15 protein-coding genes and 1 pseudogene are annotated in these 19,194 nt (G+C 65.0%); 8 read left to right on the forward strand and 8 right to left on the reverse strand.

The annotated features are described in order from the left end of the window. Window positions 1–11: 11 nt before the first annotated feature. On the reverse strand, window positions 12–1,196 hold the full coding sequence (locus MKAN_RS22745; RefSeq protein ID WP_036391931.1) for a permease: 1,185 nt from the start codon (window positions 1,194–1,196) through the stop codon (window positions 12–14). Window positions 1,197–1,552: 356 nt separating this feature from the next. Here MKAN_RS22745 and MKAN_RS22750 point away from each other — a divergent pair. The 5 genes and pseudogenes from MKAN_RS22750 (at window position 1,553) to MKAN_RS22775 (ending at window position 7,889) form a co-directional block, all read left to right on the forward strand. Next, a pseudogene (locus MKAN_RS22750) lies at window positions 1,553–2,933 on the forward strand (glycosyltransferase). A 162-nt stretch (window positions 2,934–3,095) separates the two neighbouring features. Beyond that, window positions 3,096–4,403, forward strand: a complete 1,308-nt coding sequence (locus MKAN_RS22755; RefSeq protein ID WP_042312858.1) for a nucleotide disphospho-sugar-binding domain-containing protein — start codon at window positions 3,096–3,098, stop codon at window positions 4,401–4,403. Window positions 4,404–4,845: 442 nt separating this feature from the next. Continuing rightward, window positions 4,846–5,880 (forward strand): GDP-mannose 4,6-dehydratase, encoded by a 1,035-nt coding sequence (gene gmd / locus MKAN_RS22765; protein WP_023372236.1) that lies wholly within the window; start codon window positions 4,846–4,848, stop codon window positions 5,878–5,880. Continuing rightward, window positions 5,877–6,839: a GDP-L-fucose synthase family protein gene (locus tag MKAN_RS22770; RefSeq protein ID WP_023372237.1), complete on the forward strand. Its 963-nt coding sequence runs from the start codon at window positions 5,877–5,879 to the stop codon at window positions 6,837–6,839. Before gmd ends, MKAN_RS22770 begins: the two co-directional genes overlap by 4 nt. 159 nt (window positions 6,840–6,998) lie before the next feature. Next, entirely contained in the window at window positions 6,999–7,889 is an 891-nt protein-coding gene (locus tag MKAN_RS22775; RefSeq protein WP_023372238.1) for an FkbM family methyltransferase, read from the forward strand. Window positions 7,890–7,899: 10 nt separating this feature from the next. On the opposite strand, the gene MKAN_RS22780 is transcribed toward MKAN_RS22775, so the two are convergent. Further along, on the reverse strand, window positions 7,900–8,724 hold the full coding sequence (locus MKAN_RS22780) for a class I SAM-dependent methyltransferase (protein WP_023372239.1): 825 nt from the start codon (window positions 8,722–8,724) through the stop codon (window positions 7,900–7,902). Between the two features lie 105 nt (window positions 8,725–8,829). After that, entirely contained in the window at window positions 8,830–9,819 is a 990-nt protein-coding gene (locus MKAN_RS22785) for a Gfo/Idh/MocA family protein (RefSeq protein WP_023372240.1), read from the reverse strand. Window positions 9,820–10,256: 437 nt separating this feature from the next. Here MKAN_RS22785 and MKAN_RS22790 point away from each other — a divergent pair, with 437 nt between their 5' ends. Beyond that, a complete protein-coding gene (locus MKAN_RS22790) occupies window positions 10,257–10,949 on the forward strand; it encodes a class I SAM-dependent methyltransferase (RefSeq protein ID WP_051404549.1) in 693 nt (230 codons plus the stop codon). A gap of 59 nt (window positions 10,950–11,008) precedes the next feature. Here the strand turns inward: MKAN_RS22790 and MKAN_RS22795 are convergent, their stop codons facing one another. Beyond that, window positions 11,009–11,998, reverse strand: a complete 990-nt coding sequence (locus tag MKAN_RS22795) for a Gfo/Idh/MocA family protein (RefSeq protein ID WP_023372242.1) — start codon at window positions 11,996–11,998, stop codon at window positions 11,009–11,011. A gap of 146 nt (window positions 11,999–12,144) precedes the next feature. Beyond that, window positions 12,145–13,038, reverse strand: a complete 894-nt coding sequence (locus MKAN_RS22800) for an FkbM family methyltransferase (protein WP_023372243.1) — start codon at window positions 13,036–13,038, stop codon at window positions 12,145–12,147. A 477-nt stretch (window positions 13,039–13,515) separates the two neighbouring features. On the opposite strand from MKAN_RS22800, the gene MKAN_RS22810 reads away from it, so the two are divergent. Continuing rightward, complete coding sequence (locus MKAN_RS22810; RefSeq protein WP_023372245.1) at window positions 13,516–14,607, forward strand: glycosyltransferase family 4 protein; 1,092 nt, start codon at window positions 13,516–13,518, stop codon at window positions 14,605–14,607. 101 nt (window positions 14,608–14,708) lie between these two features. On the opposite strand, the gene MKAN_RS22815 is transcribed toward MKAN_RS22810, so the two are convergent. Together MKAN_RS22815 and MKAN_RS22820 are read right to left on the reverse strand one after the other, a co-directional pair. Further along, window positions 14,709–15,443, reverse strand: coding sequence for a glycosyltransferase family 2 protein (locus MKAN_RS22815; protein ID WP_036391937.1), 735 nt, complete (start codon window positions 15,441–15,443; stop codon window positions 14,709–14,711). Window positions 15,444–15,497: 54 nt separating this feature from the next. After that, complete coding sequence (locus tag MKAN_RS22820; RefSeq protein ID WP_023372247.1) at window positions 15,498–16,229, reverse strand: FkbM family methyltransferase; 732 nt, start codon at window positions 16,227–16,229, stop codon at window positions 15,498–15,500. A gap of 330 nt (window positions 16,230–16,559) precedes the next feature. Here MKAN_RS22820 and MKAN_RS22825 point away from each other — a divergent pair, with 330 nt between their 5' ends. Further along, the gene (locus MKAN_RS22825) at window positions 16,560–17,912 is read left to right on the forward strand and encodes a condensation domain-containing protein (RefSeq protein ID WP_023372248.1); all 1,353 of its coding nucleotides are present in this window, start codon (window positions 16,560–16,562) and stop codon (window positions 17,910–17,912) included. Between the two features lie 14 nt (window positions 17,913–17,926). Here the strand turns inward: MKAN_RS22825 and MKAN_RS22830 are convergent, their stop codons facing one another. Next, a complete protein-coding gene (locus tag MKAN_RS22830; RefSeq protein WP_023372249.1) occupies window positions 17,927–19,183 on the reverse strand; it encodes a saccharopine dehydrogenase family protein in 1,257 nt (418 codons plus the stop codon). Window positions 19,184–19,194: the final 11 nt, after the last annotated feature.

Consider the following 19,194-nt stretch of genomic DNA (forward strand, 5'->3'; position numbering starts at 1 on the left):
CGACCGCAGCTCTAGTGGCAGTGATGGCTGTGGTCGTGCTGATGGCTTTGCGAGTCGGGGGAGCCGCCCATCATGCGCAGCATCGGGATCCCGCCCGTGGCGGCGAACCGGATCACCAGGATCGCCGCGACGACGAGGAAGACGATGTTGAGCCAGGTGGTGTAGTTCCACGAAATGCCGGCGTGCATGACCACAGCGCTGCGCTGACCGGGAATGAGATTGGCTGTGCCGAAAAGTAATTCGACGAGGTATCCGGCGACGACCATCGAGGCGTAGAAGGTGCCGAGCAGCGTCAGCATCATCTTCGTCCCGTAGTACTTCCGATAGATGTTCAAGATCGGCAAGATCAACAGGTCGGCGAAGATGAACGCGATGACACCGCCGAAGCTGATGCCGCCGTTCCAGAGCACCGCGGCAAGTGGCACATTGCCGATTGAGCAGACGAATGAAACGATCGCGACGAAGGGGCCGACAATCGGTCCCCACAGCGCCGACCAGACCGGATGGTCAGTCAAAAAGAAGTGCTGCCAAAAGGTTTCGGGAACCCACGCCGCAATGGCTCCGGCGATCAGCAAGCCCACGATAAGGTCCCGCAGGATCGCCGCCCACTCCATGACGAACACGTGCGACACCGAGGTAAGGGCCCGCCCGGAAAACAGCCGCCGCCAAAACGAGCCTTCTCCGCCGACCGACATATCCATGGCGGCGTGACCTTCCATGGATCCGGCGAGTCCGCGGTCGGCCTGCTCACGGGCGGCATCGATCAGCCGGGAGCGCACGAACAGTCGGAACAACAGGGCCAGCACGATGATCATCAGCGGCCCGCCGACGAACTCCGCGGCGGTGAACTGCCAGCCCATCAACAACGCCAGGATGATGCCCAACTCCACGACCAGATTGGTGGAACCGATCTCGAATGCCATGGCGGCGGTGAAGTTCGCGCCTTTCCGAAACAGCGACCGCGCCAGCGCCACCGCCGCATACGAGCACGACGACGATGCGGCCCCCAGTCCGGCGGCTACCGCCAATGTGCGGGGCTTGTCGTCACCCATCAGGGCCACAATCGTCTCGCGACGCACCACGGCCTGCACCATCGCCGACAACGCGAAGCCCAGGATCAGCGCCCACAAGATTTCCCACGTCATAGATCCCGCCAGCGCCAATGCATGGCCCACTGCTGCTAGCACTTTGTCCACCACCCGGTCCTCCGCTTCGATTGCATATTCGGGCGATCATATGGGCGGCTGCGCCCACTCGAGCAACATATACCCCCACGGGGTATATGTCAAGGTTTGGTCCGGCGCCTGGGAGCCGCTGCTCCCGACACGGTATCGCCCCTCATAAACCGTTGGCGTGCAACGAGATAAGCTACGTCGGCACGCCAACTGCCATGGCTTTTCGGCAGCGGGGTGCGGATCCGGGTTGCCGCGCCTGGCCGCGTACCGCCGTCGTCGGCGACGACGCAGCCGGGATTTTCGGATTTCAGAACGCCATCACCCAGATCGGCAATCGGCCCCGCCGGCCCGGGCCCACTTTGTCCGGATTTGTTCGGATTTCCCCGAGCGCGGAGGCGTCGTGCGTGTACGCTACGGCGTCGGGGTGCGGCGTAACGTGTAACGGTCGCCAGCGACGTGAGAAGGAACGCGGGCATGAGCATCGCATCGAACGCACCCGATCCTGCCGCCCGCAGGGTGCGGATCCTGTTCATCGCGGAGGCGGTGACCCTGGCCCATGTCGTGCGGCCGTTCGTGCTGGCCCGCTCGCTGGACCCGAGTCGTTACGAGGTCCATTTCGCCTGCGACCCGCGGTACAACACGCTGTTGGGGCCGATGCCTTTTCCGTACCACCCGATCTACACCATCCCCAGCGAGCGGTTCCTCGGCAACTTGACCCAGGGCCGGTTCTACGCGGCACGGACGTTGCGTCGGTACGTCGAGGAGGACCGCAAGGTGCTGGCCGAGATCGCGCCGGACGTGGTCGTCGGCGACCTTCGAGTTTCCCTCTCGGCCAGTGCCCGGCTGGCCGGCATCCCCTATATCGCCATCGCGAACGCCTACTGGAGCCCCTACGCCCGTCGCCGGTTTCCGTTGCCGGACACGCTGTGGACGCGCCTGCTCGGCGTCAGGCTGGTCAGGATCCTGTACCGCCTGGAACGCCCGTTGCTGTTCGCTCTGCAGTGCCTGCCGCTCAACTGGGTCCGCCGTAGGCACGGGTTGCCGACTTTGGGGTGGAACCTGTGCCGCATTTTCACCGACGGTGACTACACGCTGTACGCCGATGTGCCCGAGTTGGTGCCGACCTATGATCTGCCGGCCCACCATCGGTATCTGGGTCCGGTTTTGTGGTCGCCCGCGGTGCGGCCGCCGCCATGGTGGGATTCGCTGCCGGCCGACCGGCCGATCATCTATGCGACCCTGGGCAGTTCGGGTGGCACGAATCTGTTGCAGGTGGTGCTGGACGCGCTGGCTGACCTGCCGGTGACGGTGATCGCGGCCACAGCCGATCGCAGCGGCCTGAGCAATGTTCCGGCCAACGCGTTTGTGGCCGATTACCTGCCGGGCGAGGCGGCCGCGGCCCGTTCGGCGGTGGTGGTCTGCAATGGTGGCAGCCTGACGACGCAGCAGGCCTTGCTGGCCGGGGTGCCGGTGGTCGGGATCGCCAGCAATCTCGACCAGCACCTGAACATGGAGGCCCTCGAGCGCGCCGGTGCCGGGATGCTGCTGCGAACCGAACGGCTCAGCCGGCGGCGGGTGGCCGATGCCGTGCAGCAGGCCCTCGGTGACGCCGGCTATCGCCAGGCCGCCCTGCGGCTCGCCGAGGCTTTGGGGCGCGACGTCGACGGATTCTCACAGCACGTCCACACCGCGTTGCGCCTCGGGCCCGACAGCGTGACGTCACCGACCGGCTGGCAGCGAAATCTGCGGACCGGCTAGCGCCACCGACCGCGCCGGGCCACCGCGTGTCCGCGGTTTGCCCGGATTTTCCGGGGCACGCGTCGGGCGTGTACTCTACGGCCGCGGCCCCGGGGTAATGATCAACGGTCGCCAACGACGTGAGAACGGACGCGAACATGAGTTGCGTCGGGTCGTTGAGCGGTGTCTGGAGGGCGCGATGAGGATGGTGCATCGGTGAGCACCGAACCGAACAATTCTGAGCCCGGCGCCCGCAGGTTGCGGATCCTGTTCATCGGGGAGGCCGCGACCCTGTCCCACGTCGTGCGGCCGTACATGCTGGCGCGCTCACTGGACCCGAGTCGTTACGAGGTCCATTTCGCCTGCGACCCACGATTCAACAAGCTGCTGGGCCCGCTCCCGTTCCAGCACCACCCGATCTACACCATCCCCAGCGAGCGGGTTCTGGCCAAGATCGCTCAGGGCCGGCTTTTTTACAACACGCGGACGTTGCACAGATACGTCGAGGAGGACCGCAAGGTGCTGGCCGAGATCGCGCCGGACCTGGTCGTCGGCGACAATCGGCTGTCGCTCTCGGCCAGTGCCCGGCTGGCCGGCATCCCCTATATCGCCATCGCGAACGCCTACTGGAGCCCCTACGCCCGTCGCCGGTTTCCGCTGCCGGACACGCTGTGGACGCGCCTGCTCGGCGTCAGGCTGGTCACATTCCTGTTCTGGTTGTACCGCCCGCTGATCTTCGCCCTCTACTGCCTGCCGCTCAACTGGGTCCGCCGTAGGCACGGGTTGCCGACTTTGGGGTGGAACCTGTGCCGCATTTTCACCGACGGTGACTACACGCTGTACGCCGATGTGCCCGAGTTGGTGCCGACCTATGATCTGCCGGCCCACCATCGGTATCTGGGTCCGGTTTTGTGGTCGCCCGCGGTGCGGCCGCCGCCATGGTGGGATTCGCTGCCGGCCGACCGGCCGATCATCTATGCGACCCTGGGCAGTTCGGGTGGCACGAATCTGTTGCAGGTGGTGCTGGACGCGCTGGCTGACCTGCCGGTGACGGTGATCGCGGCCACAGCCGATCGCAGCGACCTGAGCAATGTTCCGGCCAACGCGTTTGTGGCCGATTACCTGCCGGGCGAGGCGGCCGCGGCCCGTTCGGCGGTGGTGGTCTGCAATGGTGGCAGCCTGACGACGCAGCAGGCCTTGCTGGCCGGGGTGCCGGTGGTCGGGATCGCCAGCAATCTCGACCAGCACCTGAACATGGAGGCCCTCGAGCGCGCCGGTGCCGGGATGCTGCTGCGAACCGAACGGCTCAGCCGGCGGCGGGTGGCCGATGCCGTGCAGCGGGCCCTCGGTGACGCCGGCTATCGCCAGGCCGCCCTGCGGCTCGCCGAGGCTTTGGGGCGCGACTTCGACGGATTCTCCCAGCACGTCCACACCGCGTTGCATCTCAGGCCCGACAACATGGCCCGAGGCGTCGCGACCGAAGGTCGGTAGGGGCAACTGTGTTCTGCCCCAATCGGATTCGAATAGTCGGCGGGTCCGGATTTGCGGGCGAACCAAGACCCGGCTCGTCGATACCGGGCGAGTGAGCATTGTGGTGTCGCAATGACGCGCGATAATCCGCCAAGGCAGTGGTGGTTCGTCGAGGTGACAGACGACGCCGTCGCTGCGATCGATATTGCCGGGACGAAGGCCGCCCGGCACGGTCAGAACTTGTCTGCCGCGGTCAAGGGAACTAGGGTCGGGAACCTGATTCGCGCGGCCGAATATGTCCTGTACTTTGAAGCGGGCACGAAGACGGTCTTGCGAACGCACGCCGCATCAAGCTGACGGCGACCCCCGCCGCAGCGGCCAAGGCATAACAAGGAGTGGAGACGGCCACGATGGGATGCCGGAAATGTGGTGACGAGCAGGCACCAACAGAAGCGGTAATCCGGTGAAGCGGGCGCTGATCACCGGAATCACCGGCCAGGACGGCTCCTACCTCGCCGAATTGCTGCTCAGCAAGGGGTATGAGGTCCACGGGCTGATCCGCCGGGCTTCGACGTTCAACACGGCGCGGATCGATCACCTCTACGTCGACCGGCACGACCCGCACGCGCGATTGTTCTTGCACTATGGCGATCTCACCGACGGCACCCGATTGGTGACCCTGCTCAGCACCATCGATCCCGACGAGGTGTATAACCTTGCGGCCCAGTCGCACGTGCGCGTCAGCTTCGACGAACCGGTGCACACGGGTGACACCACCGGCATGGGATCCATCCGCCTGCTGGAAGCCATTCGGCTTTCCCGGGTGGAATGCCGCTTCTATCAGGCGTCCTCGTCGGAGATGTTCGGTGCGTCGCCGCCACCTCAGAGTGAGCAGACGCCGTTCTACCCGCGATCGCCCTACGGCGCGGCAAAGGTGTACTCGTACTGGGTGACGCGCAATTACCGAGAGGCGTACGGACTGTTCGCGGTGAACGGCATCTTGTTCAACCATGAATCACCGCGGCGCGGCGAAACGTTCGTGACCCGGAAGATCAGCCGGGCCGTGGCGCGGATCAAGGCCGGTCTCGAGTCGCACGTCTACCTGGGCAACCTCGACGCCGTTCGCGACTGGGGGTATGCACCCGAGTACGTCGACGGAATGTGGGGGATGCTGCAGACGTCCGAACCGGAAGACTTCGTGCTGGCGACCGGACGCGGCTATACGGTGCGCGAGTTCGCCCAGACCGCCTTCGACCACGCTGGGCTCGACTGGGAGAAGCATGTGCGATTCGACGAACGCTATCTACGTCCCACCGAGGTGGATTCGCTGATCGGCGATGCGACCAAGGCCGCCCAATCGCTGGGCTGGAAGGCGTCGATACACACCGCTGAACTGGCGCGGATCATGGTGGACGCGGACATCGCGGCGCTGGAGTGTGAGGGCAAGCCGTGGATCGACAAGCCGACGCTCGCCGACCGGGCGCGCGGACGAGAATGAGCACCTTCACCGGCGTCCTTGACCGAGCCGCTCCGGTGTATATCGCCGGGCACCGCGGGCTGGCCGGGTCCGCGCTGTTACGCAGATTTCAATCCGAGGGGTTCACCAATCTTGTGGTGCGCTCACACCGGGAACTCGACCTGACGGATCGGGCCGCGACGTTCGACTTCATTATGGAGTCGCGGCCCCAGGTCATCATCGACGCCGCGGCCAAGGTCGGCGGCATCCTGGCCAACAGCACCTATCCCGCTGATTTCCTGTCCGAAAACCTGCAAATCCAGGTCAACCTGCTCGACGCCGCGGTGGCCGCGCGGGTGCCGCGGCTGTTGTTCCTCGGCTCCTCCTGCATCTATCCGAAGTTCGCCGAGCAGCCCATCAAGGAAAGCGCGCTGCTCACCGGCCCGCTGGAGCCGACGAACAACACCTACGCGATCGCCAAGATCGCCGGCCTCCTTCAGGTCCAGGCGGTCCGCAGCCAACACGGCCTGGCCTGGATCTCTGCGATGGCAACCAACCTGTATGGACCCGGTGACAACTTCTCGGCGTCGACGTCGCACCTGCTGCCGGCGCTCATCCGCAGGTATGAGGAGGCCAGAGCCGGCGGCGTGCCGAAGGTGACGAACTGGGGCACCGGAACTCCACGCCGCGAACTATTGCATGTCGATGATCTGGCGAGCGCATGTCTGTACCTGCTGGAGCACTTCGACGGACCCAAACCGGTCAACGTGGGCACCGGCGTCGACCACAGCGTGCGCGAGATCGCCCAGATGGTGGCCAGCGCGGTGGGTTACACCGGCGAAACCGACTGGGATCCAACCAAACCGGACGGAACGCCCCGCAAACTTCTGGATGTGTCGGTGTTACGGGAGGCGGGTTGGCAATCCCGGATCACGCTGCGCGAGGGCATCGACTCCACGGTCGCGTGGTATCGGGCCAACGCCGGCGCGGTACGGAAATGACTGTGTGCATTGCGGCGGCCGCGCCTGGTTACGTAACGTTCGCGTGCTGAGCCGGTACTCCGCGACACCGACGTCACCGCGACGACAGGCCGAAAACTGCCGCGGCAAAGCCGACCTCGGCGACTGACCCGACCGGCCGGATAGGACCAGATAGGGACAGTGAGTCTTCTCAGCAAGATCGCCATGTGGGCCGAGTTGTTGGGCAGCGGCGAGGCCAAGCAGCGCATGCTCATCGGGCGGCAATTGGCTTGGCGGGTGCGTGAGCTGGAATCGATCAACGAGTTCGCCGACGTGGAGTTCTCGGTGTTCAGCCAGTTCGGCGACGACGGGATCATCCAATGGCTGATCCACCGCCTGCCGGGGCTTAGTGAGACGTTCGTCGAGTTCGGGGTGGGGTGCTACCAGGAAGCCAACACCAGATTTCTCTTGGTCAACAACAATTGGCGCGGGCTGGTCCTGGACAGCTCGAGACGCAAAGTCCATGCCATCAGTCGCGACACGATTTCCCTGCTGCACGATCTGCAGAGCGTCTGCGCCGTCGTGACCGCCGAGAACATCGACCAATTGATGCTGGACCGCGGATTCGAGGGCGACATCGGACTTCTGCACATCGACATCGACGGCAACGATTATTGGGTTTGGCGCGGGCTGACAGCGGTGCGCCCCGGAATCGCCATCATCGAATACAACAGCGTATTCGGGGTGGAGCGCGCGATCACGGTCCCGTACGACCCCAAGTTCAGCAGAGCGGGACGCTTCGGCAATCTGTATTTCGGCACATCCCTGCCGGCGCTGTGCGACCTGGCCCAATCTAAGGGATACGACTTCGTCGGCAGCAACAGCGCGGGCAACAACGCCTACTTCATCCGATCCGACCTGCCCCACGGCCTCAAGCCGCTCACCGCCGCCGAAGGCTACGTGGTGTCGAAGTTCGTTGATTCCCGCGACGCCAAGGGCCGGCGCACCCATCTCCGCGGGGAGCAGCGGCTGGCTGCACTGCGCGGGGCTCCGGTGGTGAACACCCGGACGGGTGCCGAAGAGCAGCTGTGACGAACGAAGGTCACTCCGGCTTACGCAGCACAACCATGTCTTGGTAGGCAGTGGAAGCCGTTCTGCCGCACCAGCTTCCCCACAACACATCACCAACCTGCTCGAGGCCGGCGTCGCGGACGGCTTGATCCCAGTCTTCCTGCGGAAGTGCGATGGCAGCCTCGGGCACGAACGGGGTGATCACGATCAGGTCGTCATGTGGACGAAACGGCAGAGCCGACTTGCCCTGCGCAACCAACTCCCGCGACTCCTGATTCCACACATACAGGGTGAGCAGCGCGCGCCCGCCGGGGGCAAGTACTCGTGCAGTCTCCGCGAGGTAGCGAGCCACCTGCGATATGGGCATGTGGGTGAACAGCGACGACGCGAAGGCCAGCTCGAAACTCGCGTCGGGGTAGGGGAAGGTGAACTTCTCGGCCTGCACCGTGCCCTTCGGGTTGTACATCTTGTTGTAGATGTCCGCACGCTGGAAGCGGAAGTTGGGATGCGACGCGTAGTGCTCCGAACACCAGCGAACTTCGGCGGTATTGATGTCGAAGCCCTCATAGAGCCCCTTGGCCGGGTCGAGAAATGTGGTCAGCGGACGAGCCACGCGGCCCATCCCGCAACCCATGTCGAGGACGCGGTAGTGCGGTTCAAGCTGGCCGTAGTCGCGCAGCAGGCCCAAGAACTCGTCACCAGATTCGCGAAATGGGCCGGGCGCCGCGGGGTTTCGAGACCCGCCGCCCACCAAGCGGCGTGGTGGGACCAGCGGGTCGCTACGGCCGTTGAGCTTGTCCAGCACATCACTTGGGGTATACCGCACGAATAGCCCGGCCTTGATCAGGAGAGGCACCGGGACAAATCTGAGGAAAGAGTCAACAAGCCGGGACGCAACCACGTGGCACAACGTACACTGCGCGACGACAGTGGCGCCAATTCGAGACGCCTGGATGAGCGGTCAGGCCGGCTTGCGAAGCGAGAGGCCGGCCGCACGGTAGATCGCATCGATGACGGTCATGTTCTCGACCGCGTCTTGCGGCGTTGTCTTCACCGGTTCGCCGCGCAGCACCGCTGCGGCGAACGCGTCGAGCTGGTAGGCGTAGGAGGCGCGGCGCGGGAACCGCTCCAGCCGTTGTCCGTGGGCCGATCGGACCGTGAGGCGATGGAAGGACTGCGGCAATACCGGATTGACTACCCGCAACTCGCCCAGGTCGCCGACCACTCGGGCGCTGATCCGTAACAGGTCGGTCGACCACATCGAGCAGCGGACCCGGCCGGTGTGGCCGTCGGCGAACCGCAACTCGGCGGTCATGGCGCGGTCGATTTGGGGATCCCGCAGTTTCGCCTGTGCGGAAACGACTTCGGGAGTTGAACCGCCGAAGGTGCGCACCATGTGGACCGCATAACACCCGGTTTCCATGGTCGCGCCGCCGGCCAACGAGTAGTTGTAGCGGATGTCGGAGAACTTGGGCAGCGGCAAGCACAGGTCGCCCTCCACTCTCGTCAGCTTGCCCAGTTCGCCCGAGGCGATGATCTGCTCAACGCGCAGGCTCAGCGGGTGATAGGGATAATGGAGCGCCTCCATTACCACGCGATCCGATTGGGTGGCCAGTTCGGCGACCTCGCGGGCTTCGGCGGCGTTGGCGGTGAACGGCTTTTCGCACAGCACATGCTTGCCGGCGCCCAGCGCGGCCCGGGTCCAGCGGCCGTGCAAGCTGATTGGCAAGGGGTTGTAGACCGCGTCGAGTTCGGGGTCGGCGATCAGCGCGTCGTAGCTGTGGTGGACCCGCGCGATGCCGTGCGCGGCGGCGAAGGCCCGGGCGCGCGAGGCATCGCGTGCGGCCACCGCGGCCACCACCACCTCGTCGTTCTGGCGGGCGGGCTTTATCAGCGCCAAGGGAGCGATACGGGCGGCGCCCAGGATGCCGATCCGGACCTGTCGAGACACGGGCCAGACGCTAACAGCCGGCATGAATTGGCGACAAGAAAACGGTTTGGGCCGTAGCCATAGATCGCGACCTTGATGGCTGGCACCTGCGTGCGCCGAGCCGTTTGAGCCGCCGATAAATTCTATCTATTACAGGATCAATATTAACAATTTGATCCCCGCAAGCGCTGGCGCGATAGTTGCTTCCGTTGGGCCACCGCCTAGATAGTGCAATACCGGCCGACCGGATCGGGCGGGCAGAAAATTCGTCCTCCGGGCGACGGAGGCGGCTTGAATAGTGGATGGATTCAACGTCTTACAGACGTTGCGAAAGGCTCTCTGGAAGGTTGGGCTCTATGCGGTGCCGAATCTGTGATTCAAGTACCCGGCAGGCGTTTACTCACCAGATCCTTCACAAATACGACTGCACATATTACTTCTGCGACAATTGCGGTGGTTTGCAGACCGAAGATCCCCATTGGCTGGACGAAGCGTATGCGAGCCCGGTGACATCCGCCGATACCGGCCTGGTTTTCCGCAACAACTATCTGGCGCGGTTGACGTCGGCGGTCCTCCTCGTTCTGTTTGATCGCCGCGGCCGGTTTCTCGATACCGCCGGGGGCTACGGCATTTTCACCCGCCTGATGCGGGACGTCGGCTTCGACTACTACTGGACGGACGAGCACTGCCCCAATCTGACCGCACGGGGCTTCGAAGCCGATATGGGTCCGCGCGGTGGCCGCTACACCGCAGTCACCGCCTTCGAGGTGATGGAGCATCTCGCTGATCCAGTCGCATTCGTCGCCGAGCTGCTTGAAAGTACCGGCACCGACACCATTATTTTTACGACGGAACTCTTCGCCGGTGAACCGCCGGCGCCGGAGGCGTGGTGGTACTACACGTTCGCCACCGGGCAGCACATCACCTTCTATCAAAGATCGACGCTGGAGTTCATCGGAAAGCGCTTCGGCATGCACTTTTACAGCTCCGGAGTTCTGCACATCTGGACACGAAAGAAGCTCAATCCGTCGGTGCTGCGCGCGCTTACCTGGCTACCTGTCGCGAGTTTCCTTTACGTATTGCCACGAGTTGTGCTTGGGTCGCGGACGTGGGCGGATCATGAAAGCCTCATCCGCGCCGATGCACCGTAGGCGTCACGATATTGAAGACGGCTTCGATACCGAATACCGAGCCGCCCCGGACGAGCCTTTCAGGCCGGCTTGCGAAGCGGCAGGCCGGCGGCACGGTAGATCGCGTCGATGACGGTCATGTTCTCGATCGCGTCTTCGGGAGTGGTCTTCACCGGTTCGCCGCGCAGCACCGCGCCGGCGAATGCGTCGAGCTGATATGCGTAGGAGGCGCGCCGGGGGAACCGCTCCACGCGTTTTCCGTCGTCCGATCGAACCGAGAGCCGATGGTAAGAGTGCGGCAACACCGGGTTGAGCACATGTAGCTCGCCTTTGTCGCCGACGACGCGAGCACTGATCTGCATCAGATCGGTCGACCACATCGAGCAGCGCACCCGGCCGGTGTGTCCGTCGGCGAACCGCACCTCGGCCGTCATGGCGCGGTCGATCTGTGAATCGCGCAATTTCGCCTGCGCGGAAACCACTTCCGGTGTCGAACCGCCGAACGTGCGGACCATATGGACCGCATAACACCCGGCGTCCATCGTCGCACCGCCGGCCAGCGAGTAGTTGTAGCGGATGTCGGAGAACTTGGGCAGCGGGAAGCACAGGTTGCCCTCCACCCGGGTCAGCTTGCCCAGTTCGCCCGAGGCGATGATCTCCTCAACGCGCAGCGTCAACGGGTGATAGCGATAGTGGAATGCCTCCATCACCACGCGACCGGAATTGGCGGCCAGTTCGGCGATCTCGCGCGCTTCGGTGGCGTTGGCGGTGAACGGCTTCTCGCACAGCACGTGCTTGCCGGCGGCCAATGCCGCCCGGGTCCACCGACCGTGCAGGCTGTTCGGCAAGGGGTTGTACACCGCGTCGAGGTCCGGGTCGCTGATCAGCGCGTCGTAACTGTCATGTACCCGGGCAATGTCATGCTTGGCGGCGAAGGCCTGAGCACGCGATGCATCGCGTGCTGCGACCGCAGCCACCACAACCTCGGCATTTCCCTTCGCGGGTTTGACAAGCGCCAAGGGGGCGATACGAGCGGCGCCCAGGATGCCGATCCGGACCTGTCGAGACACGGACCGACGCTAGCACCTGACGCAGGCCCACGACGCGGGAAGGACCGCGGGAAGGGCGCGGGAAGGGTCTGGTGCGGCAGTCGCCGATGAGAACCCTGCCGGTGAGGAGGGGAACTGCCGGTTGTGGCGGTGACTATGGCTGTCCGTTACCGGGCGAAGGCAAAGAGCCGGTCCAGCACGGCACGGCCCGCGCGGTCGTCGGCGTGCACGACCGCGACGTCCCAGTAGTGATATCCGCGCTCGGCATAGCGCCTGTCCAGCACCGCGGCTGTGGCCGGCACCTCATCGATCGGCAGCGCCTGAACCGGCCTGCCGAAGTTGTCCCAGATGCCCACATACGAGTACCCGGCGGTCTGCAGCTCCCCCCACACCACGGTCGGGTCCGGCACCCCGGCCATCCGGATCAGCTCCGGGTAATACTCGAAGAACAGCAACGGACGGGTATCCGCGTAGGCCCGCGCGAGCGCCGGGACCAGAATCGTGTCGTAGCCTTCCGTGTCGGATTTGACCAGCCTGATCGGCGGCAGTTCGGGGTGACGGTTGCGCAGGTCGGCCACGGTCAGCGCGGCGGCCGCCCCGCCGGTGCCGCCCTGGGCGAAGCGGGTGTCGCCGCCTTTTCGGACCGCGCCGAGACCGGAGGCCTTGGCAGCGTCGGTGAGCAGCAGGCCGAACTCGATCACGCAGCGGTCGTCCGACCCGACGTTGCGCTCCAGGTACGGCAGGTATTCGGGGTCTCCCTCGATGCAGAGGATGCGGGCGTCGACTTTGGCGAGGAGCTGCCTGGCGGAGTCACCGATGTTGGCTCCTACGTCGATGACGCCCAACGGCTTGTCGGTCTCGGCGAGGCCGACCGCCAGGTCGATCAGATTCTGACCGTAGGTGGGGAACAGGCGGGCGTAGTCCGGAAGCCGGTGATACCACGGCATCGCCAGTGAAACGCCCTGCACGTCGCGGATGACGGTGCGCGTGCCGAACCAGTGACGAACCGTGCGGTAGGAGAGTTCCAGTGCGAGTTGCCTAAACAACAGGCGATAGCTCATAACTTTGCGTCCAGATCCACCCGCAGATGGTAACCGACCTTTGGTGTGCGTCTGCTCGTGCCGCGGACAGCCCGGGGTCGTGCAGCCTTGTCGCAGCGCCGTCGTGTGCACGCGGCAGCTGCGGCAGAGAAACCGGCGACGACATCCTGTGGTCACCTCCCGCACCGATCTCGGCCTGGCTCGAGGATGTCGGCGGCTCGGCATCGGGAGCCGGTGGGAGAACGATTTGCCTTAGGGCAGAAAACTTTTCGGGGTCGATCCGCCGCACCCCGACGACGCGGCCGGCATCGTGAAGCCGGGGGGTGCCGCGGCGGGGTGGGTTGGCTCGTTCATCGCGGCGACCGTGGCGTACCTTCTGATTGTCCTTCTTCCGGGCTTGACGATGCCGCGGGAGATATCCAGGAGGTTTGATACTGTGCTGTGCCGGATGAGCGCTGTCGTCCAGGCAATGGAGACCGTGGTGGGCGCCGAGCGCTTATGAAAGTCGCATTCGATCACCAAATCTTCGCGATCCAGCGTTACGGCGGTGTGTCGCGCTATTTTTTCGAGCTGGCAAGCCGCCTACCTGCCGACACGGTGTCGGAGGTGTCCGTCGTCGCACCGTTTTACATCAACGCCTATCTGGCCGCTGATTCGGCCCGCGGCTTCACCCATGGCAAGTATCTGCCCTACACGTTCAAAGGCGCACCGGTCCTCGTCGAACTTGCGAACCAGTTTGCGGCACCGTTCGCGTGGTCGAAGTCGGACGCGGACATCCTGCACGAGACCTGGCACCCCTTCAAGCCCGTCGGTAAGGCGCGGCGCCGGGTTGTGACGATCTTCGACATGATCCACGAGCTATTCAAGCCGCCCATGGCCAAACTCGCGATCGCCGCCAAACGCGCGTCTGTCAATCGCGCCGACCATGTGATCTGCGTCTCCGAAAGCGCTCGCGACGACCTCGTGCGTCTCTACGGCATCGACCCGGCCCGCACCAGCGTTGTGCACCTTGCCTGTTCGCTGCCCGTGCAGGCGAACACCGCGACCGTCGACAGCGGCGGGCGCAGGCCCTCGCTCCTTTACGTCGGGCGTCGCGGGGGATACAAGAACTTCGCCACGCTGCTGCGCGCCTACAGCAGTTCGCCGGTATTACGGGATTTCGAGTTGATCGCCTTCGGCGGGCCGCCGTTCCTGCGCGACGAGCAGAAGGAGATCAGCCGGCTGGGAGTCACCGACCGGGTGCGCTTCGAGTCCGGGTCTGACGAGGAGCTGGCGGCGCGCTATCGGACAGCTGCCGCATTCGTCTATCCCTCGCAGTACGAAGGTTTCGGGATCCCCCCGCTCGAAGCGATGAGCCAGGGCTGCCCGGTCGTGTGCAGCAATGCGGGCGGAATTCCAGAGGTGGTCGGGGATGCGGGCGTCTTCTTCGATCCGGACAGCCCCGAGGAGCTGCGCACGGTTCTGGAACGCGTGGTGACGACGGAGACCCTGCGCGCCGATCTGCGCGAGCGTGGCTATGCACGGCTCCCGGCGTTCTCCTGGGACAAGAACGCAGCTGAGACAGCCCGGATCTATCGCGAAATAATCTGAGCCGCAGCTGTATCCGACGTTGCGATGCCGGTTGCGGCGATGTCCGGCCGAATCACCTTGGGCGGCAACAGGTGTGGCTCCCTGCGCGGCCCTGGCCGGACTCAGTCGCCGCGAGCACGCCACTTCACCCACCAGCGCGCCGCAATGATGACCAGCCTGATGCCCAATCTGGTGGTGATCGGCAGTCGCTTGAGAAAAGCCTTGTCTACGAAGGTATTACTGAGTCCGCCCAACTCGTTGAAGCGTGCTACGACGACGTCCATGTGCCGGGTGACGAGTGCGGGGTTGGCGAAGCACCGGATATTGAAGTCCCAGTCCGCCAGCGACCGGTAGCGCAGGTTGTAGGGGCCGATGCTGCTGAAGAGTTCGCGGCGGTAAAAGATCGACTGATGGCAGATGTTGCGCTTGAACAGCAGGCGATCGAGGTCGAAGGCGCCACCGTAGCGGAATTTGGTTGAGCGCATGAGCACGTCGCCATATACCAGATCGCTGGGCTCATGTTCGCCGATGAAGGCGGCCACCCGGGCCAGGGTGGCCGCCTCGTACAGCGCGTCGTCGGCGCCCAGAAACAGCAACCACGTCCCGCTAGCCAGGCTCACGCCGCGGTTCATCGCGTCGTAGACCCCGCGGTCGGTGCCCGAACGGACGACCAGGCGCTCGCCGAAGTTGGGGACAAAGCTGTGCGCGATATCGAGGGTTGCATCCGTCGAGCCGCCGTCGACCAGTACCAGCTCGAAGTCCCGGAAGGTCTGGCAGGCGATGCTGTCGAGGCAAAACCCTAGCGCCGAGGCCACGTTCAAGGTGGGGATGATGATGGAAAACATTGGTGCGGGCATGGCGGCTTTCGTTGTTTCAGCAGCGGTCAAGCCGGCCTCGCGCAGCGGTTCCAGTCAATTGGCATCGCGGAAGAAGATACCGTCGGCCTGCAGCATTCGACCATTACGCGCATCGATGAAACAGGGCAGTAAACCGGTCAATGTGAAGCCCAACGAATACACCAGATCGAGTGCTTCCGGAATGAGCATGCCGCCTTCGTACAACGGCGCGAAGGAGAGTTCGAGTTGCATCCCGACACACTGGTCGTTGACCGTCGACTTGGCGCCGTCGAGTACCTGTTTTTCAAATCCCTGCACGTCGACCTTCAGAAAAGCGGCGCCGTTCGGCCGGAGAAATTCCGGCGCCACGGAATCCAGTCGGTGAATCGGCGCCTCCTCGGTGCCCACATAGTTCGCCGGGGGAAAGGCCTCCTGGTGACGCGTCAGCATGGGCAAAACCGAACTGCTTTGACCGGCGTTTCCGGCGACATTGACCGAAACCGTCCCGTCGGCATCGCCCAGCGCACACTGCCGGCAATCCCAAAGTGGATCGGTTACCGCTTTTCTTTCCAAAGTGGTAAATGGCCGGGATAGCGGTTCGAAGGAGACGATGCGGCCCTTGTATCCCGCTCGGCGGAGGCCTTTGGCGTATTGCCCCGTGTTGGCTCCGACATCGAAAACGACATCGACCCGGCGCAATTCGAGCTGTTTCACAAACTGGTGCCTCAGGTCCCGCTCGGAATAACGGCGCGGCACCTCGAAGGCGGCGCTGCGCACGATGAATCGAGCAAGGTCCGACAAATGCACCGTGTGACACTAACATGCCCGTCGGCCTGACCCGCCCGGCCGGAGCCGGGGTTGTGCGGCCGATGATCGGGTTTGTCGTCGACGAACGGCGAAGGGCGGTGACCCCGTTGATGCGAACAGCTCGAGCGACAAGGCGCGCTAGACTACACCGCGGCAACGCGAGGAGGTTGCGAGCTTGCCCTCGAGTTGGCGATACCGCGTCACGCGGCGTGGAGCCGCCCGCACATCGCTTGATCATGTTGTGGTTCTTGGGCTTCCGTGCGGCGGTCGCCAGGGCGGGGATGCGGTTGGCTCGGACCGGGTGCGGCTAAAGCGAAGGGACTTGTCGCCATGAACAACGTGGTCGATCTACTCGACCAGACGTTCTTTGCCGCCGAGCGGGCGACCGGAACCTTCAACGTGCTGCAGTGTGTCTGGGTGTACAACCGCGAGGTCGACATCGACCGGCTGCGGCAGTTTCATCACCATCTGCAGCGGGGCCGGTTGGCCCGCCGAATCGAATGCTCACCCCTGCCGTTCGGCCGTCATCGCTGGGTTTCGTCCAACGGCCCGACGGACCTCGGGATCGTCGCGGTGCCGCGGCCCCGCGAAGAATTCGACGCCTGGGTCAATGAGCAGGCCAGCGCGCCCCTGGACGCCGAGCGGGGACCCGGATGGCGACTCGCGGTGCACCCGTTCGTCGGCGGCGGCGCTGGCGTCAGCTTGGTCATCTCCCATTGCCTCACCGATGCGGTCGGGCTGTGCGAGGCGGTGGCGGACGCGGCCTGCGGTCGCGACGAGCAGATCAGCTGGCCGGCAGCCGGGTCGCGGCGGCGCTGGGAAGCGTTGCGTGAAGACACCGGCCAAGCTGCGCGTGACATCCCGGGTATCGCCCGCGCCGTTGTCGACGCCGCACGGTCGGCCCGCGGTAACCGTGGCCATCCGCCGGCGGCAGCGCCGCGACGTAGCAGGACCGTCGCACCGCTGTCCGGAGCGGACCGAACCATCATGCTCCCGGCGGCGACGATCTTGGTCGATGCCGAAGAGTGGGACGCCCGCGCGCAGTCGCTGGGAGGGACCAGCAACACCCTGCTCGCCGGGCTGGCGGTCCGGCTGGCCCAGCGACTGGGACGCGTCACCGCGGACGGCTCGGTCACCGTGGGCATGCCGGTCAGCGAACGCACCGCCGGCGATACCCGCGCCAACGCGGTCACCAAGGTCGACATCACCGTCGACCCCGCTTCCGCGACGACGGACCTGCGCCAGCTCCGCGCCGCCACAAAGAAAGCGCTGATCCGCCGTCAGCAGGTGCCGAGCGAGCAGTCGGTGCTGCTGCCTCTGGTGCCGCTGTTGCCGCGGTGGCTGGTCCGGCGAACGGTCGGCGTGGCGGCCGGCAATGTCTCATCGAATATCGGGGTGGTCGACCCGGCCGCCTGCCGGCCGGATGGAACGGACGCCGACCATTTCGCCGTCACGGGTTCCTGGGGGGTGAGCACATCGGTCATGGACCGTAGCGGGGGATATCTGGGATTGCTGTCGGGACGAACGTCTGCCGAGGTCTTCGTGTCGGTCCTTGCCTATCAGCCCGGCCGGTCCAACTCGAATGACGGCTTGCGCCAATATCTTTCGAGCACGCTGTCGGAGTTTTCGCTCGTCGGCACGATGGGCTGGGGATGCCCCGAGCTGGTCGGCGGGACGCGGTAGCGGTCCCGCGCGGGTCAGTTCAGGCGGACCGTCCCGGTCGAAATCCCGGCGCCCGGCAGACGCTCCAGCAGCGCATCGCCCATCGTCGCCGCGGGGGTAAGGACCCCCCGCAATGCGGAAAGCCGGCCGCGATCGAGCGCCAGTGCCAGACCACACTGCCCGAGCAGCACCGCAGTCGACTCGTAGGCGTCGACATCGTGCGCAAAAGTCGCCAGGTAGCGCGCACCGGTCGTGGTGGTGGTGTACGTCTCGAATCGATAGTGGCCGCGCTGGCGGGATTTCCGGCTTGGACCGGTGCCCGGCTTCGGCGTGATGCGGTCCACCAACCGGCGGGGCAGTCGACTGAAGTACCGGTTGCCCAAACCGATGGCGCCCGCGACGGCGCCGGTGACAACGGCGGATGCGACCGGCGCCAGGAACGATCGTCCCAGACTCATGGTCTCCGAGTAGCGGAACCGCCGGCCATATGCCCAGTCCTGTAATGCGTTGCTACGACGGACAATCCGGGTGTTGAACGGGCCCTGCACGAACCCGCCGGTCCAGAAGCCGGCAAGTTCGGGAGCCAGGTCGCGTCCGCGGCGGCGGGGAAAATCCGGCTGCGGACCCAGTTCGGGTTCGGCGCCGCGATCGGTGGTCAGCGTATACGGGTCGTTGACCAGCCGGTGGGCGTCCGGGTCGCTGGATGCGGTGCGCATCGCCTCGGAATACGTTGCAACCGAGCCGCCGGAGACCCAGCGTTGAGAGAACGAGCGGAGCACCAGGTGGGTGTCGCAGAGTTCACCCGTGCCGTCTTCGATCGCCCGGCGGTACAGCAGATAGACGCTCAAATCCGAAGGCACCGAATCGAATCCGCAGGCGAGCACGATCCGGGCGCCGGTGTCGGCGGCTTGCTTGTGGTACAAATCGATGCTGTTGCGGCAGAACATCAATTCGCCGGTCAAGTCGGCATAATCGGTTCCGGCCTTGGCGCAGGCCGCCACCAGCGGCAGACCATAGCGGGTGTAAGGACCTACGGTGGTCAGCACCACCCGCGTCCGGGTGGCCATTGCCTCGAGCGTCGCCGGTTGTGACGCGTCGGCGACGATCAGCGGCCAGTCCCGGGCGGTCGGCGCCAACGTTTCCCGCACGGCCCGCAGCCGTTCGCTGGAGCGACCGGCCAGCGCAATCCGTGCGCTCGACCCGGCGCGCGCGAGGTGTTCGGCGGTCAAGTTGCCCGAGAAGCCGGTGGCGCCATACACGACGATGTCGAACTCGCGTTCGGCGGGACTCATCCGGGTGACAC

The organism is Mycobacterium kansasii ATCC 12478, assembly GCF_000157895.3.
GTDB classification, from domain to species: Bacteria; Actinomycetota; Actinomycetes; order Mycobacteriales; family Mycobacteriaceae; genus Mycobacterium; species Mycobacterium kansasii.